This window comes from Herbidospora daliensis (assembly GCF_001570585.1).
Lineage (GTDB): Bacteria > Actinomycetota > Actinomycetes > Streptosporangiales > Streptosporangiaceae > Herbidospora > Herbidospora daliensis.
Window position 1 is genome coordinate 436,726 of sequence record NZ_BBXF01000004.1, and the last position, 14,822, is coordinate 451,547.

At 69.0% G+C, this 14,822-nt stretch carries 15 protein-coding genes; 5 read left to right on the forward strand and 10 right to left on the reverse strand.

Going from position 1 to position 14,822, the window contains the following annotated elements:
- Positions 1–16: 16 nt before the first annotated feature.
- Positions 17–1,384, reverse strand: a complete 1,368-nt coding sequence (gene gltX / locus AW274_RS22380) for a glutamate--tRNA ligase (RefSeq protein ID WP_083974641.1) — start codon at positions 1,382–1,384, stop codon at positions 17–19.
- On the reverse strand, positions 1,377–2,147 hold the full coding sequence (locus AW274_RS22385; RefSeq protein ID WP_062435883.1) for a fumarylacetoacetate hydrolase family protein: 771 nt from the start codon (positions 2,145–2,147) through the stop codon (positions 1,377–1,379). The genes gltX and AW274_RS22385 overlap by 8 nt, the downstream gene beginning before the upstream one ends.
- A gap of 32 nt (positions 2,148–2,179) precedes the next feature.
- Here AW274_RS22385 and AW274_RS22390 point away from each other — a divergent pair, with 32 nt between their 5' ends.
- On the forward strand, positions 2,180–2,461 hold the full coding sequence (locus tag AW274_RS22390; RefSeq protein ID WP_062435884.1) for an antibiotic biosynthesis monooxygenase family protein: 282 nt from the start codon (positions 2,180–2,182) through the stop codon (positions 2,459–2,461).
- Positions 2,462–2,566: 105 nt separating this feature from the next.
- A complete protein-coding gene (locus AW274_RS22395) occupies positions 2,567–4,234 on the forward strand; it encodes a heparinase II/III family protein (protein ID WP_232320241.1) in 1,668 nt (555 codons plus the stop codon).
- 4 nt (positions 4,235–4,238) lie between these two features.
- Here AW274_RS22395 and AW274_RS42105 read toward each other — a convergent pair whose 3' ends face one another.
- Together AW274_RS42105 and AW274_RS22405 are read right to left on the reverse strand one after the other, a co-directional pair.
- On the reverse strand, positions 4,239–4,544 hold the full coding sequence (locus tag AW274_RS42105) for a hypothetical protein (RefSeq protein ID WP_062435888.1): 306 nt from the start codon (positions 4,542–4,544) through the stop codon (positions 4,239–4,241).
- A 574-nt stretch (positions 4,545–5,118) separates the two neighbouring features.
- A complete protein-coding gene (locus AW274_RS22405) occupies positions 5,119–5,484 on the reverse strand; it encodes a hypothetical protein (protein WP_062435890.1) in 366 nt (121 codons plus the stop codon).
- 411 nt (positions 5,485–5,895) lie between these two features.
- On the opposite strand from AW274_RS22405, the gene AW274_RS22410 reads away from it, so the two are divergent.
- Entirely contained in the window at positions 5,896–6,117 is a 222-nt protein-coding gene (locus AW274_RS22410) for a hypothetical protein (RefSeq protein WP_062435892.1), read from the forward strand.
- A gap of 82 nt (positions 6,118–6,199) precedes the next feature.
- Positions 6,200–6,403 carry a hypothetical protein gene (locus tag AW274_RS22415; protein ID WP_062435894.1) on the forward strand — a complete coding sequence of 68 codons (204 nt, stop codon included), beginning with the start codon at positions 6,200–6,202 and terminating at the stop codon, positions 6,401–6,403.
- A gap of 91 nt (positions 6,404–6,494) precedes the next feature.
- Here the strand turns inward: AW274_RS22415 and AW274_RS22420 are convergent, their stop codons facing one another.
- Together AW274_RS22420 and cimA are read right to left on the reverse strand one after the other, a co-directional pair.
- Positions 6,495–6,806, reverse strand: coding sequence for a hypothetical protein (locus AW274_RS22420; RefSeq protein WP_062435896.1), 312 nt, complete (start codon positions 6,804–6,806; stop codon positions 6,495–6,497).
- Between the two features lie 1,216 nt (positions 6,807–8,022).
- Positions 8,023–9,600, reverse strand: coding sequence for a citramalate synthase (gene cimA / locus AW274_RS22425; protein WP_062435899.1), 1,578 nt, complete (start codon positions 9,598–9,600; stop codon positions 8,023–8,025).
- A gap of 192 nt (positions 9,601–9,792) precedes the next feature.
- Here cimA and AW274_RS22430 point away from each other — a divergent pair, with 192 nt between their 5' ends.
- Complete coding sequence (locus AW274_RS22430) at positions 9,793–10,443, forward strand: O-methyltransferase (protein ID WP_062435900.1); 651 nt, start codon at positions 9,793–9,795, stop codon at positions 10,441–10,443.
- Here the strand turns inward: AW274_RS22430 and AW274_RS22435 are convergent.
- The 4 genes from AW274_RS22435 to serA all read right to left on the reverse strand — a co-directional run bounded on the left by AW274_RS22435 (position 10,440) and on the right by serA (position 14,684).
- A complete protein-coding gene (locus tag AW274_RS22435; protein WP_062435901.1) occupies positions 10,440–11,531 on the reverse strand; it encodes a branched-chain amino acid aminotransferase in 1,092 nt (363 codons plus the stop codon). The two genes, AW274_RS22430 and AW274_RS22435, sit on opposite strands and share 4 nt — an antisense overlap.
- Positions 11,532–11,648: 117 nt before the next feature.
- Positions 11,649–12,695: a 3-isopropylmalate dehydrogenase gene (locus AW274_RS22440; RefSeq protein WP_062341410.1), complete on the reverse strand. Its 1,047-nt coding sequence runs from the start codon at positions 12,693–12,695 to the stop codon at positions 11,649–11,651.
- A 62-nt stretch (positions 12,696–12,757) separates the two neighbouring features.
- Positions 12,758–12,907 carry a hypothetical protein gene (locus AW274_RS40480; RefSeq protein ID WP_157520661.1) on the reverse strand — a complete coding sequence of 50 codons (150 nt, stop codon included), beginning with the start codon at positions 12,905–12,907 and terminating at the stop codon, positions 12,758–12,760.
- A gap of 187 nt (positions 12,908–13,094) precedes the next feature.
- A complete protein-coding gene (gene serA, locus AW274_RS22445) occupies positions 13,095–14,684 on the reverse strand; it encodes a phosphoglycerate dehydrogenase (RefSeq protein WP_062435902.1) in 1,590 nt (529 codons plus the stop codon).
- Positions 14,685–14,822: the final 138 nt, after the last annotated feature.

The window sequence follows — 14,822 nt, forward strand, 5'->3', positions numbered from 1 at the left end:
GGGCGGCCGATGGAACTCAGAGCTTGGACAGGGCCGCGTTGAGGCGTTCGATGGACTTCTCGCGGCCGAGGACCTCGATCGACTCGAACAGCGGGAGGCCGACCGTGCGGCCGGTGATCGCCACGCGGACCGGGGCCTGGGCCTTGCCGAGCTTGAGGCCGTGTTCGGCGCCGACCTCTTCGAGGGCGGTCTTCAGGGCGTCGGGGGTCCAGTCGGCGGTGGCGAGGCGCGCGGCGTAGCCGGTGAGGATCTCGGCCGCGCCCGCCTTCATCGCCTTGTCCCACGACTGCTGGTCGTGGACGGGCTCGTCGAGGAAGAGGAAGTCGACGTTGGGCGCGATCTCCGACAGCACCGCCACCCGGGTCTGGGCCAGCTCGGCGACCTTCAGGAAGGTCGCGCGGTCCCACGACGGGTCGAGGAACGGGTCGCAGTGCTCGACGAACTCGTCGAGGGTGAGCTTGCGGATGTACTCGCCGTTGAAGGCGCGCAGCTTCTTCTCGTCGAAGAAGGCCGACGACAGGTTCACCTTGCGCAGGTCGAACAGGGGCGCCATCTCCGACCACGGCATGATCTCGCGGTCGTCGCCGGGGCCCCAGCCGAGCAGCATCAGGTAGTTGACCATGGCCTCGGCCAGGTAACCCTCGTCGCGGTAGGACTCCAGCGCCACCTTGTCGCGCCGCTTCGACAACTTCTGCCGCTTCTCGTTGACGATCACCGGCAGGTGGGCCCACACGGGCGGGGTGTGGCCGAGCGCCTCCCAGAGCAGCTGCTGCTTGGGCGTGTTCGACAGGTGCTCCTCGGCCCGGACGACCTCGGTGATGCCCATCTCGACGTCGTCGACCACGTTGGCCAGCACGAACAGCGGCGAGCCGTCGGCGCGGGAGATCACGAAGTCTTCCATCGCGTCGTTGGGGAACTCGACCGTGCCCCTGACCAGGTCTTCGACCACCGTGACGCCGGTGTCGGGGGTGCGGAACCGCAGCGCGCCCTCGGTCAGGCCGCGGTCGCGGCAGTGGCCGTCGTAGCCCTTGTGCTCCGAGCCCGTGCGGGCCTTGACGTCGTCGCGGGTGCACGTGCAGTGGTAGGCGCGGCCCTCCTTGTGGAGGCGGGCGGCCGTCTCGCGGTGCTGGTCGGCGTAGGACGACTGGAAGTAGGGGCCCTCGAAGAGCGGCGAGTCCTTGTTGATGCCGATCCACGCCAGCGCCGAGATGATGCCGTCGGTCCACTCGGGGCGGTTGCGGGCGGCGTCGGTGTCCTCGATGCGGAGCACGAACTTCCCGCCGGTCTGCTCGGCGACCGCCCAGTTGAAGAGGGCCGACCGGGCGCCGCCCACGTGGAACATGCCGGTGGGGGACGGCGCGAAGCGAACACGTACCTCAGTCACGAGAGACAACCCTGTTGGTGAGAGTTCCAATGCCTTCGATGCCCACGGAGACCTCGTCGCCCGGCTTGACCGGCCCGACGCCGGCGGGGGTGCCGGTGAGGATGACGTCACCCGGCAGGAGGGTCATGACGGCGGTCACGTGGGCGATGAGCGCCGGGATGTCGAAGATCAGCTGGGAGGTGCGCCCGCTCTGCCGCAGCTCGCCGTTGACCGTGGTGGTCAGCGCGAGGTCGGACGCGTCGAGGTCGGTCTCGATCCACGGCCCCAGCGGGCAGAACGTGTCGAACCCCTTGGCCCGGGTGAACTGGACGTCTTTGCGCTGCAGGTCACGGGCGGTGACGTCGTTGGCGCAGGTGTAGCCGAGGATCACGTCTTTGGCCCGCTCGGCCGGCACGTCGCGGCACAACCGCCCGATGACGACGGCGAGCTCGCCCTCGAAGTCGACGTGCCGGGTGAGGTTCTCGGGATAGGCGATGGGCTCGTTGTGGCCGATCACCGACGTCGACGGCTTCAGGAAGATCATGGGTTCTTCGGGTACGTCGTTGCCCATCTCCCTGGCGTGGTCGGCGTAGTTGCGCCCGATCGCCACGACCTTCGACGGCAACATGGGCGCCACCATGCGCACCTCGGCGACGGGGAACCGCTCCCCCGTCAGCGTCACCCCGCCGAAGGGATGACCGTCGATCCTCGCGAGCACCTGCTCGCCCTCTTCGACCACACCGAAGGCGACCCCGCCACCAGTGGAGAACCTCGCGATACGCACCGTCCCAGGCTAGTGCCTCGTAAGGTGGCGCCATGGCATCGGTAGTGAAGATCAACGTCCTGACCGTCCCCGCCGACATGCGCGACGACCTCGAACGGCGCTTCGCCGGGCGGGCGGGCACGGTGGAGACGGCCGACGGCTTCGAGTGGTTCGAGCTGCTGCGCCCGGTCGAGGGAACGGACCGCTACCTGATCTACACGCGCTGGCGCAGCGAGGAGGACTTCCAGCGGTGGGCGGGCCAGGGGCACGGGCAGGGCCAGGCGGAGGTGTGGTCGTTCGACGTGGTCCAGAGCACGGGGCCGGCCGGAAGCTAGCACGTTCCCGGGTTCACAGGTGTTTCCCAGGCTCCGCTGAGTGACTTGACCCGCACCGCACCGTCGGCCAGCATGAGCCGCGCCCCCCGTATGGAAGGAACAGGCGTGACGCGCCGTCTCCGATTCGGCGTGTTCGCCGTTCTTGTCGTGTTAGGCGGCCTGATTCAGGCCGGGCCCGCCCATGCCGTGGCGAAGACGCCCGAGTGTCAGGGCGAATGGCTGCCCTCGACGCCGACCTCCCCCGAGGTCATGGACGGCGAACTGGGCTTCCTCGACCTCGACCCGGTCAAGATCGGCGATCGGGTGAACTGGCGGCTCGATCCGTACAAGAACCGCTCCTGGGTCATGGTGTTCCAGTCGCTGCGGTGGGCCGGGCGGCTGGTGGCCGACTACGAGACCACCGGCAAGGCCTCCTACCTGGCACGCGGCACCGCCGTGATCAAGGACTGGGTGGAGAAGAACCCCTACCACGGGCGCAACACGCCCAAGCTGGCGTGGGCGGAGCACACCGTCTCGCTGCGCACGCCGGTGCTGGTCTGCCTGTCGAAGCACGTCTCCGACAAGTGGCTGACCGACAGCCTCAACGCCCATGCGCGTTTCCTCAACGACAACTCCCACTACAAGTGGGGCCACAACCACGGCCTCGACGCCGACATCGCCCTGCTGGGCGTCGGCTGCCGGATGGGGAACGCGGCCTGGCGGTCGAAGGCGCTGAGCCGGATGACCACGACCACCAAGATGGACGTCGACTCCCAGGGCGTGCTGCGCGAGCAGTCGCCGCGCTACGCGATCTACTTCCACGAGCGCCTCAAGGTCGCCATGGACCGCATCCGCGAGTGCGGCCAGAAGGTGCCCGCCGACCTGGCCGACCGGTTCGACCGCATGCCCGAGCACATCTCGGCGGCCACGATGCCCAACGGCTTCCTGGTGCCGATCGGCGACGGCGCGGCCGACGTGCAGCCCTCGGCCTACGCCCGGCCCGACTCGAAGGTCCAGATCTACAAGGCCGGGTACGTCTTCGGCCGGTCCGCCTGGGATTCCAAGGACGCCTCCTTCTACTCGATCCGGTACGGCCCCGGCATGAAGTTCCACGGCCACGAAGACCACCTCGGCGTCACCTACTACGCCCAGGGCCGGCCGATCCTGACCGAGGCCGGGTTCCACTCCTACGAGCCGAGCCCCTACCGGAACTGGACCCTCAGCCCCGAGGCGCACAACGTCCCGATCCCGCAGGGCCGCAAGCTGCGCCCGAGCACCCCGACGTCGCTGGTCCAGAAGACCCTGACGGGCGAACGCCAGTCGTACACGCTGACCGACCGCGCCTACGGCGTCAGCCGGACCCGCGCGGTGCTGGTCAACCAGGACAAGAAGGACGTCATGGCGGTCCTCGACACGGTCTCGTCGGGCAAGGTCGCCAACCTCTGGCACCTCGACCCGCGCATGTCGGTCGTCGAGAACAGCGGCGGCCGGGTCGTGGTCAAGGACAACGACTGGCGGGCCTCCGTCGTGCAGTTCGCGCTGCCGGGCTGCAAGCCGGTCAAGGGCCAGAAGATCGTGACCGGCCGGCCGAAGCCCTTCCAGGGCTGGATCTCGCAGACGTACATGCAGAAGACCGCCGCCCCGGTGATCGTCTCCCCCTCGGCCAAGGGCCTGCTGACCGTGGTCGTTCCGGGCAGCGCCGAGGGGTCGGTGACCTGCTCGGGGAGCACGGTCATCGCGCACACCCCCACCGGCCCGGTCACCTTCAGGATCTCCGGCAAGAACCTGGTCTGACCCTCTAGTTGAGCGGTAGGCAGACGGCCTGGACGATCAGCTGATGCGTGGGGACCGTGCTCTGCCCCGTACCGAACCAGGAGTTGCCCACGGCGTATCCGGCCGAGCTGCCGAAGGGGGAGATCCCGCCGGCGACGGTGTCCCAGATGTAGGCGCTGCCGCCGGTGAGCGTGGTGTTCGGCGGACATGCGGTCGCGAAGGTGAGGGTCTGCGGATCGAACAGGCTGGCCAGCGTGAACGTCTGCGCCTGCGACGCGTAGACAGTCGGCAGAATCGCCCCGGCGGGGCCCGCCGGCCCGGTGGCACCCACCGAACCGGCGGGTCCGGCGGCGCCCTGCTGTCCCTGCGCACCGACAGGTCCGGCAGGTCCCGCAGCACCGACGGGACCGGTGGGACCGACCGGGCCGACAGGACCGGTAGCACCAACAGAACCGGCAGGACCGGCGGCACCGACTGGGCCGATGGGACCGACCGGGCCGATGGGACCGACCGGGCCGGCAGGACCCACAGGACCGGCGGGGCCGACCGGCCCGGGGAAGCCGCGTGGCCCGCGCGGGCCACGGAAGTAGCAGGTCTTCTTGGCGTAGTAGGACCCCTGGTACTTGTGGCACCTGGGGGGATCGGCGTGCGCGGCCGGAGCGACGACCAGTCCTGTGGCCAGGCACATAAGAGAAGCGCTGATGAGGGACGACATCCCCACGACGGTGAACCGGGACGACAACGGAGTGTCCTTTCAGCAAGATCGCTGGTACACCGTTGCCGTCCCCGACCACCCGTGAAGCCACTCCATGGCAGACCCCTAGAACTGGTCAGTTCGCCACACCCAGAGCGACCAGGCGGGACCGTGGTCTGGGGGACTCTGGCGCTGCTGGAGCGCGCGGGGCTCACCGCTCCCGTGCCAGCCACGCCGTGAGCTCCTCTTTCTCCGCATCCAGGGTCGACCCCTCAAGGATCCGGAGCGCCTGCGCGCGGAGGGTCTCCACGCGATGGGGCTCGGTCAGCACCATCAGGCTCACGGTGTCGTCCTCCCACCAGGTGGCGCCGATGAAAACCGAGCCGTCGGCCGAGGACAGGTCGAAGGCCGGATGGCCGCCACTCCCCAGGATCCGGGACCGCGAGCCTGCTCCGCCCAGGTCCCAGCCGGGTTCCAGTTCGACCAGCGCCCACACCAACTCCCACCAGCGACGGTTGCGCCACCCGTCCGACTCCTCGCGGGCCTGGAAGAAGTCGGGGTCCTTCCCCTGGTCCATCGCGATCAGGAACCGCTCCCCCCTCGGAGAACAGGCCGTGTTCGACCGCCGTGGCGTACCAGGCGCGGTTGAACGTGGCGGCCAGATCGGGGTCGTCAGCCTCGAAGATCTGGTCCCGCCTGCCCTCCTCGGGCCCGATCGTGGCGATTCGGGCGGCCATCTGGGGCGGCACCCCGGTGTACCGCCGGATCCCGATCAGCCGGACGCCGCAGGCCGCCAGGTCGCGGGCGACGAACTCCTCGTTCATCCGGGGAACGGGAGGCCACTGCGGGATCTCGACGCGGAGCGACGACCACATCTCCTCCATGGGACGACGAAGCCCCCCTGCCGGGATCGTCGTCGGCGGACGCCAGGCCCAGCACGACGGAGAGCCGCCAGCCCCGGTCGACGAGCGTCCGGAACCTCGCCACGATGTCGGGGGCCCAGCCGAGGATCTCGTCGCGCGGCACCTTCGGCACGCCGGTCAGCGCGGCCGACCACACGGTGGACGTGCGCGGCTCGCCCGACGGCCCGATCTCACCGGCCCGGAACGTCCGGTCGGGGGTGATCCCGATCAGGGCGGTGACCTCGTGCGTCGCTGATGACACTTACGTATTCGCGGAGCACTTGAGCATCTTCGCCGAAGCGCGGTGAAATGTGCTGCGGCAGCGGATCGTGGCCCGGTGGCCATCCTGAAGCCCGATCACCGACCAGGAAGTCCGGAGCGGTCCATGTCGTGGACGGGGTAAGTCTCACCATCGAGCACGGCGAGATCACCCTCGGGCGCATCCATCCCCGCGCGATCGTCACCATTCATGTCAGCGACACCACGCTCACGATCGAACTGCCCGATGACAGGCGGGTGGTCCGCCGGACCACCACCCAGCCCGTCCGCAGTGTCAAAGCCGCCCGGCCCCGCAAGGCCGGTCATGTTTCCTAGCCCACCTGTCGAGCGTGCAGAGCGTGCCGGGTCGAGCGCCCGTTCGCCGTAGGTATCGGTGAACGGGCGCGTGAACGGGTGGCCGACTTCGCTAGGAGGCCGAGAAGCTTCCGATGCCCATGACGCGAGCGCCGTAGCCGGGTGCGATGGTCGAGGCGGGGACATACGGAATCAGGCAGAACGGGTCGGCGTAGACGTTGATGTTGCCCTGGGTCTGGTTGTTGACCACGCTCGCTCCGAGCGGCAGCCTCATGCAGCCCGACGGGTCCTCGAAGATGGTCAGCGGCGTCAACTCGTTCTGGAAGACGACGACCGGGCCGTCGGCGGCCAGAGCGGGCGTGGCGAAGGCGAGTCCGGCGAGGCAGGCGGCGGTGATGATCGGAAGCTTGCTGATCGGGCGCATGAAGGGGTTGCTCCTCAGATCGGTGCCCCCGGGCGGAGGCGATCGCTCTGATCTTGAAAGCTGCGCAGCTCCTCTGCGGGGAGCTGACCAGCGGCCTGGTGTTATCGAGGCCGAGAGTTGGTGACCGGTTCACCGGGTTGAGCGCCTGTTCATCGGCCGGTTGCGGCGAACGGGCGGGCGGCTCGCGGCTGGGAGACCGTCCGGTGCCCGAGATGTGAGGGCCGTAGCCGGGCTCGATGAGCTGCGGCTCGGGAATGATGAACACCCCCTGAGTTCGCCGCAGGAAACTCAGGGAATGCTCCTCAGCCACGCCTATATTGCGGGGCCGGTGCCTGGCTTACTGGTCCGGCGCGCACACCCAGTGGATGCCTCCCCACCCGAGGTTGAGCAACTTGGGGCTCGCGCCTTGTACGCACGTCGGAGGATCGGTCGCAGGACGGGTGGTCGCGGAGGCGGACACGGCAGGAGCCAGACCGACCAGAGCCCCTGCGGCGGCCAGCATGCCGATGGCCAGGATGTTAGCGATACGCACGTGTTCCTCCCGATGATCACAAACGGTTGGTTACCGTGCGTCATACCTCGCAATCACACTAAGTAACCTTTCTCCCCGAATGTCACCATTTGGTCGGGTATCGCACTCTTCCTCCCGAGTAGAAGTCGTGGCGTGATCCCCGGAAGCTCTCCCACAGGACCAGGACGTCCACGCCGAACAGTCCGCCGCCCAGATCGGTCATAAGACGGTCAAAGTTGTCGCGGACGTCAGTGCTGTACCGGGAGACGGAGACGACGCGGCCTTCGCGGTAGGGCTCTCCGAGCGTGATCCGATGCGCCGCGCATGCCAGTTGTCCTCGTGCTGCTGGGCTGGCGAGTTCACACGCTTAGACCGGTCTTCACTGACACGCAGGTACTCCCTGCCCGTCAGCTTCCCGCTTCCCGCTTCCCGCTTCCCGCTTCCCGCTTCCCGCTTCCCGCTCCCCGCTCCCCGCTCCCCGCTCCCCGCTCCCCGCTCCCCGCTCCCCGGCAGATCATCACCGGAGAGCAGAGAGGCGGGTAACCCCTACGACCTGGGATGCGATGACTTGGTCATACATCGGAGGCAACTCTAAGAAGGCCTGGACTGAGGAGCGCAGGAGAGCGGAGCGACGAGGGAAGGCCGGGCCTGAAGGCGGCCGGGCCCGGCGCGCCGGAAGCGCGGCCATCAAACCGGGCGCGGCGGTTAAGCAGGCTCGTAGCCGGCCCTCAGCAGGCCGAACGTCACCGCCTGCTCCAGGGCGTGCCAGGACGCCTCGATGATGTTCTCGTCGACGCCGACCGTGCTCCAGTCGCCCTTCGGGTCGCTCGACGTCACCAGGACGCGGGTCACCGCGTCGGTGCCGTGGGTGCCCTCCAGGATGCGGACCTTGAAGTCGATCAGCTCGACGGTCGCGAGCTCGGGGTAGAGCTTCTCCAGCGCCAGCCGGACCGCCCGGTCGAGGGCGTTCACGGGGCCGTTGCCCTCGCCGGTCGCGACGATGCGCTCGCCCTTGGCGTGCACCTTCACGGTCGCCTCGCTGACGACCTCGCCCGTCGGGCGGCGTTCGACGATGACGCGCCACGACTCCACAGTGAAGTGGCGGCGGCGTTCGCCGTGGAGGGTGTCGCGCAGCAGCAGCTCGAACGACGCGTCGGCGGCCTCGAAGGTGTGGCCGCGCGACTCCAGGTCCTTGACCCGGTCGACGAGTTCGCGCGACTGGTCGCCGGTGAGGTCGTAGCCGAGTTCGCGGCCCTTCAGTTCGACGGAGGCGCGGCCGGCCATGTCGGAGACCAGCATGCGCATGTCGTTGCCGACCTCGGCCGGGTCGATGTGCTGGTAGAGGTTCGGGTCGACCTTGATCGCCGAGGCGTGCAGGCCGGCCTTGTGGGCGAACGCGGAGGCGCCGACGTAGGGGGCGTGGGAGTTGGGGGTCACGTTGGTGACCTCGGTGATCGCGTGGGCGATGCGGGTCATGTCGCGCAGCGCCTCGGCCGGCACCAGGTCGAAGCCCCGCTTGAGCTGGAGGTTGGCGACCACGGTGAACAGGTTGGCGTTGCCGGAGCGCTCGCCGTAGCCGTTGGCGCAGCCCTGCACGTGGGTCGCGCCGGCCTTCACGGCCGCGAGGGTGTTGGCGACGGCGCAGCCGGTGTCGTCGTGGCAGTGGATGCCGATCCGGGCGCTGGTCTGCACGGCGGCGTGGACGACGTCGGCGAGCTCGTCGGGCAGCATGCCGCCGTTGGTGTCGCACAGGGCGATCACCGACGCCCCGGCCTCGGCCGCCGTCCGGAGCACCTCAAGGGCGTAGGCGGGGTTGGACTTGTAGCCGTCGAAGAAGTGCTCCGCGTCGAGGAACACCCGCTGGCCCTCCGCACGCAGGTGGGAGACGGTGTCGCGGATCATCGCGAGGTTCTCCTCCAGCGTCGTGCGGAGGGCCAGTTCCACGTGCCGGTCGTGACTCTTGGCGACAAGGGTCACGACGGGCGCGCCGGAGTCGCGCAGGGCGGCCACCAGTGGGTCGTCGGCGGCCTTCACTCCGGCCCGGCGGGTCGCGCCGAACGCGGCGAGTTGCGCGTGCTTCAGGTCGAGCTCTGTTTGAGCACGCCGGAAGAACTCCGTGTCCTTGGGGTTGGCTCCCGGCCAACCGCCCTCGATGAAACCGACCCCCAGGCTGTCCAGGTGACGGGCGACGGCGATCTTGTCGGCCACGGAGAGGTTGAGGCCCTCCTGCTGGGCGCCGTCGCGGAGCGTGGTGTCGTACACGTGGAAGCGGTCGTCGGCCATCTCGGTTCCTTGAGGTGATTGCGAGACAAACAAAAAGACCCCTCACGGGCGTGAGAGGTCTGCGCGCCTGGCTGGAATGATCCGTCAGCCGGCGCGCCTGCCAATAATGAGCAGACCGTTGAACATGGTGCTTGCGAGTTAACCACACGATTCACGATCTGGCACATCGATCTCACCACGTAAGATGGGATCATGAAGGGTTCTTTTCTGGGCGAAGCTCTGTCCGACTACGTCTCCGCCCACGCCACCCCGCCCGACCAGGTACTTCGTGATCTCGCCGTCGAGACCACGGCCCTCCACTCCGACTACGCCGGCATGCAGATCTCACCCGAGCAGGGCACCTTCATGACCCTGCTGGTGCAGCTGACCGGCGCGCGGCTGGCGGTCGAGGTCGGCACGTTCACCGGCTACTCCTCGATCTGCATCGCCCGCGGGCTGGCTCCCGGCGGGCGGCTGATCGCCTGCGACGTCAGCGAGGAGTGGACGTCGATGGCCCGCAAGTACTGGGAGCGCGCCGGGCTCACCGACCGCATCGAACTGCGGCTCGGCGACGCCGTCGAGACCCTCGGCGCGCTGCCCGCCGGCGAGGAGATCGACTTCGCGTTCATCGACGCCGACAAGGCCGGCTACCCGAACTACTACGAGGCGCTGCTGCCCCGCATGCGCCCCGGCGGCCTGATCGTGTGCGACAACACGGTCCAGGGCGGCCGCATCACCGACCCCGACGCCGGGGGCAACGTGCCGGTGATGCGGGAGTTCAACGACATGGTGACCGCCGACCCCCGGGTCGATTCGGTGCTCCTCCCGGTGGCCGACGGTCTGACGCTGGTGCGCAAGCGCTAGGCGATCTTGTGGACCCAGGTGTGGGGGTCGGGACGGGTGCCGTACTGGATGCCCATGAGCTCTTCCCTGATCTTCAGGGTGACCGGGCCCGGGGTGCCGTCGCCGACGGTCCAGGCGCGGTCGGCGCCCTTCACCGAGCCGACCGGGGTGACCACGGCGGCGGTGCCGCAGGCGAAGACCTCGGTGAGCTCGCCCGACTCACACCCAGCCTGCCACTCCTCGATCGAGAGGCGGCCCTCCTCGGCGGTCAGGCCGAGGTCGGCCGCGAAGGTGAGGATCGAGTCGCGGGTGATGCCCGGCAGCAGGGTGCCGGTGAGCGCCGGGGTGAGCAGGCGGTCGCCGAAGACGAAGAACAGGTTCATCCCGCCCATCTCCTCGACGTAGCGGTGCTCGACGGCGTCGAGCCAGACGACCTGGTCGCAGCCCTCGGCCACGGCCTGGCGCTGGGCCACGAACGCGGCCGCGTAGTTGCCGCCGCACTTGGCGAAGCCGGTCCCGCCGGGGGCGGCGCGGGTGTACTCGGTCGACAACCACACCGAGACCGGCTTCACGCCGCCCGCGAAGTAGGAGGCCGCCGGTGAGGCGATCACCATGTAGCGGTAGGTCTTCGAGGGGTAGTTGACGCCCAGCCCGGCCTGCGTGGCGATCATGAAGGGGCGCAGGTAGAGGCTGTGGCCCTCGGTCGTCGGCACCCACTCGCGGTCGGTCTGCACGAGCAGTTCGAGCGACTCGACGAAGACGTCCTCGGGCAGCTCGGGCATCGCCATGCGGGCGGCCGAGGCGTTGAACCGCGCCGCGTTGGCGAAGGGGCGGAACGCGACGATCGAGCCGTTGGCCTGGCGGTAGGCCTTGAGACCCTCGAACAGCTCCTGGGCGTAGTGGAACACCGAGGTCGCGGGGTCGAGCACGAGCGGACCGTAGGGCTCCAGCCGGGCGTCGTGCCAGCCCTCGCCCTCGGTGAAGTCGATCGAGACCATGTGGTCGGTGAACGTCTGCCCGAAGCCGGGCGCCTCCAGCACCCGCTCTCTTTCCGCGGTGCTGCGCGCCTGGGGGTTCGGGCGCACCTCAAAGCTGAGCTGGCTGGTCATGCGGGTTCCTCTCTACGCTACTGATGAAAACCTAGGGCATGTCGCGGGGCACAAAAAAGCGCACAGTGACCCAACACGGGCCACTGTGCGCTGTGGAACGACGGAGGTGGCCGGCGATCAGCCGGCTACTCGGGCGGCGATGTCGTCGCCGATCTCCCGGGTGGTACGGGCCTGCCACGCGCCGGCGCGCTCGACCAGGTCGTCGGCGACGGCCTGCTCGACGCGGGCGGCGGCCTCGGCCTGGCCGATGTGGTCGAGCAGCATGGCGACCGACAGGATGGTCGCGCTCGGGTCGGCCTTGCCCTGCCCGGCGATGTCGGGGGCGGAGCCGTGGACCGGCTCGAACATGCTCGGCGCGGTGCGGTCGGGGTTGACGTTGCCGCTGGCCGACAGGCCGATGCCGCCGGCGATGGCGGCGCCGATGTCGGTGATGATGTCGCCGAACAGGTTGTCGGTGACGATCACGTCGAACCGCTGCGGCTGCGAGACGAAGAACATCGACGCGGCGTCGACGTGGCAGTAGTCGGTGGTGACCTGCGGGTATTCCTCGGCGACCCGCTTGACCGTACGCGACCACAGGTCGCCGGCGAAGGTCAGCACGTTGGTCTTGTGGACCAGCGTGAGATGGCGGCGCTCACGGCCGGCGGCCTTCTCGAAGGCGTAGCGCACGACGCGCTCGACGCCGTAGGCGGTGTTCACCGAGTCCTGCGTGGCGATCTCGTGGGGGGTGCCCTTGCGGAGCACGCCGCCCGCGCCGGCGTAGGGGCCCTCGGTGCCCTCGCGGACGACGACCATGTCGATGTCTTCGGGACGGGCCTTGCCGAGCGGGGTCTCCACACCCGGGAAGAGCTTCACCGGGCGCAGGTTGACGTAGTGGTCGAGCTCGAAGCGCAGACGGAGCAGCAGGTCGCGCTCCAGCACCCCCGGCGGCACGCTCGGGTCGCCCACCGCGCCGAGCAGGATCGCGTCGAACCCGCGCAGCTCGGCGAGGACCGAGTCGGGCAGGGTCTCACCCGTGGCGTGGTAGCGCGCCGCACCCAGGTCGTAGTGGGTGGACTCCACCTTGACGCCGACCGCGTCGAGAACTTTGAGGCCCTCCGCGACGACCTCGGTGCCGATCCCGTCGCCCGGGATCACTGCCAGGCGGATGTTGCTCGAATCCATGGGGGTACCTTAGCGGGCTGTCTCGGAGATCGAACAACGATCTCACCATACGGAATGTCGCGTCAGCGCTCGGGCGAGCCGCCGTTGTCGCGCCGGTCGAGGGCCGTCTGCAGGGCCTCGGCGACCTCGTCGTCGGTGTCTTCGGGACGGTTCCACGGATACATGTCGTACATGTGGGTCTCCAGCTCTGGAGGAGAAAGGGAGGTCGGCACGCCACGACTCCGCGGCGGGTCGCCGGCCTGCTGGATCAGACCCCGCCGCGGCAGGTAATTACGAGAACCCGACGCATCCCTGTCACAGTACCCCAGCCGTCTCGTAGGACGACCTACCATCTCACCCCATGAGACGGCAAAGCCGCCTCTCACAAAAGAGAGGCGGCTTTGTCTCGGTGCTTGGCGCTCAGCCCTCGAGGTCGACGACCCGGCCGCTGTCGGCGCCGATCTCGCTGGCGATCTGCTCGACCACGTCGGCCGGGGCCGCCGAGTCGAGGGTCAGCGCGATCAGGGCCTTGCCGCCCTTGGCGCCACGGGCGACCTGCATGGAGGCGATGTTGACGCTCTGCTCGCCGAGCAGGCGGCCGACGATGCCGACGATGCCGGGACGGTCGGTGTAGGTGAAGAACGCCAGGTGGTCGGTCGGCTCGATCTCCATCGTGAAGCCGTTGACCTCGACGATCTTGGTGATCTGGCGCGGGCCCGACAGCGTGCCGGAGACCGAGACGGTGCGGCCGTCGGCCAGCACGCCGCGGACGGTGATCACGTTGCGCCAGTCGGGGCTGTCGGGGCTGGTGACCAGCTCGACGACGGTGCCCCGGTCCTGGGCCAGCAGCGGCGCGTTCACATAGGTGACGCCGTTCTCGACGACGTCGGTGAAGACGCCCTTGAGCGCGGCCAGCTCCAGCACCCGCACGTCCTGGGAGGCGATCTCGCCCCGGACCTCGACGACCAGGCGGGTGGCGACCTCGCCCGCGAGGGCGGTGAAGACCCGGCCGAGGCGCTCGGTCAGCGGCAGGCCCGGCTTGACCTCTTCGGCCACCGCGCCGCCCTGGACGTTCACCGCGTCGGGCACGAACTCGCCGCCGAGGGCGAGCTTCACGCTGCGGGCGACCTGGGTGCCGGCCTTCTCCTGGGCCTCGTGGGTGGAGGCGCCGAGGTGGGGCGTGACGACGACCTGGTCGAGCTCGAACAGCGGGCTGTCGGTGACGGGCTCCTTGGGGAACACGTCGATGCCGGCGCCGGCGACGCGGCCCTCCTTGATGGCGGAGTAGAGGGCGTTCTCGTCGATGATGCCGCCGCGCGCGACGTTGATCAGGCGCACGTTGGGCTTGACCATGTGCATCTCGCGGTCGCCGATGAGACCGATGGTCTCCTTCGACTTCGGCAGGTGGACGGTGATGAAGTCGGCCTGCTGGAGCACCTCCTCCAGCGAGACGAGCTTCACGCCCATGGCCGCCGCGCGGGCCGCCGGGAGGTAGGGGTCGTACGCGATCAGTTCGACCCCGAACGGCGCGAGGCGCTGCGCGACGAGCTGACCGATCTTGCCGAGGCCGAGGATGCCGACGACCTTCTCGTCGAGCTCGACGCCGGTGTACTTGGACCGCTTCCACTCGCCGCCCTTGAGGGCGGTGTGGGCCTGGGCGACGTTGCGGGCCGAGGCGAGGATGAGCGCCACGGTGTGCTCGGCGGCGCTGGTGATGTTCGAGGTGGGCGCGTTGACGACCATGATGCCGGCCTTGGTGGCCGCATCGACGTCGACGTTGTCGAGGCCGACACCCGCGCGGGCCACGACGCGCAGCTTGGGCGCGTGGGCCACGGCCTCGGCGTCGACCTGGGTGGCGCTGCGCACGATTAGAGCGTCGACGTCGGAGAGAGCCGGAAGGAACGCGGACCTGTCGGCTCCGTCGACCTGACGGACCTCGAAGTCCGCTCCGAGGACGGCGAGACCGGCCTGGGAGAGCTCCTCTGCGACCAGTACGACGGGCTTGTTCACTGGTGATGTCCTTCGAACGTGACGACTTCATCGGTCGCCGACGAGTCTATCCACGCCCTTCGGGGAGCCCTCGGAGGATCCGCCATCCGAGACGGCTGTTACTCAGGGGAGTCGTGAGAATCCTTCACGTAAACAGCA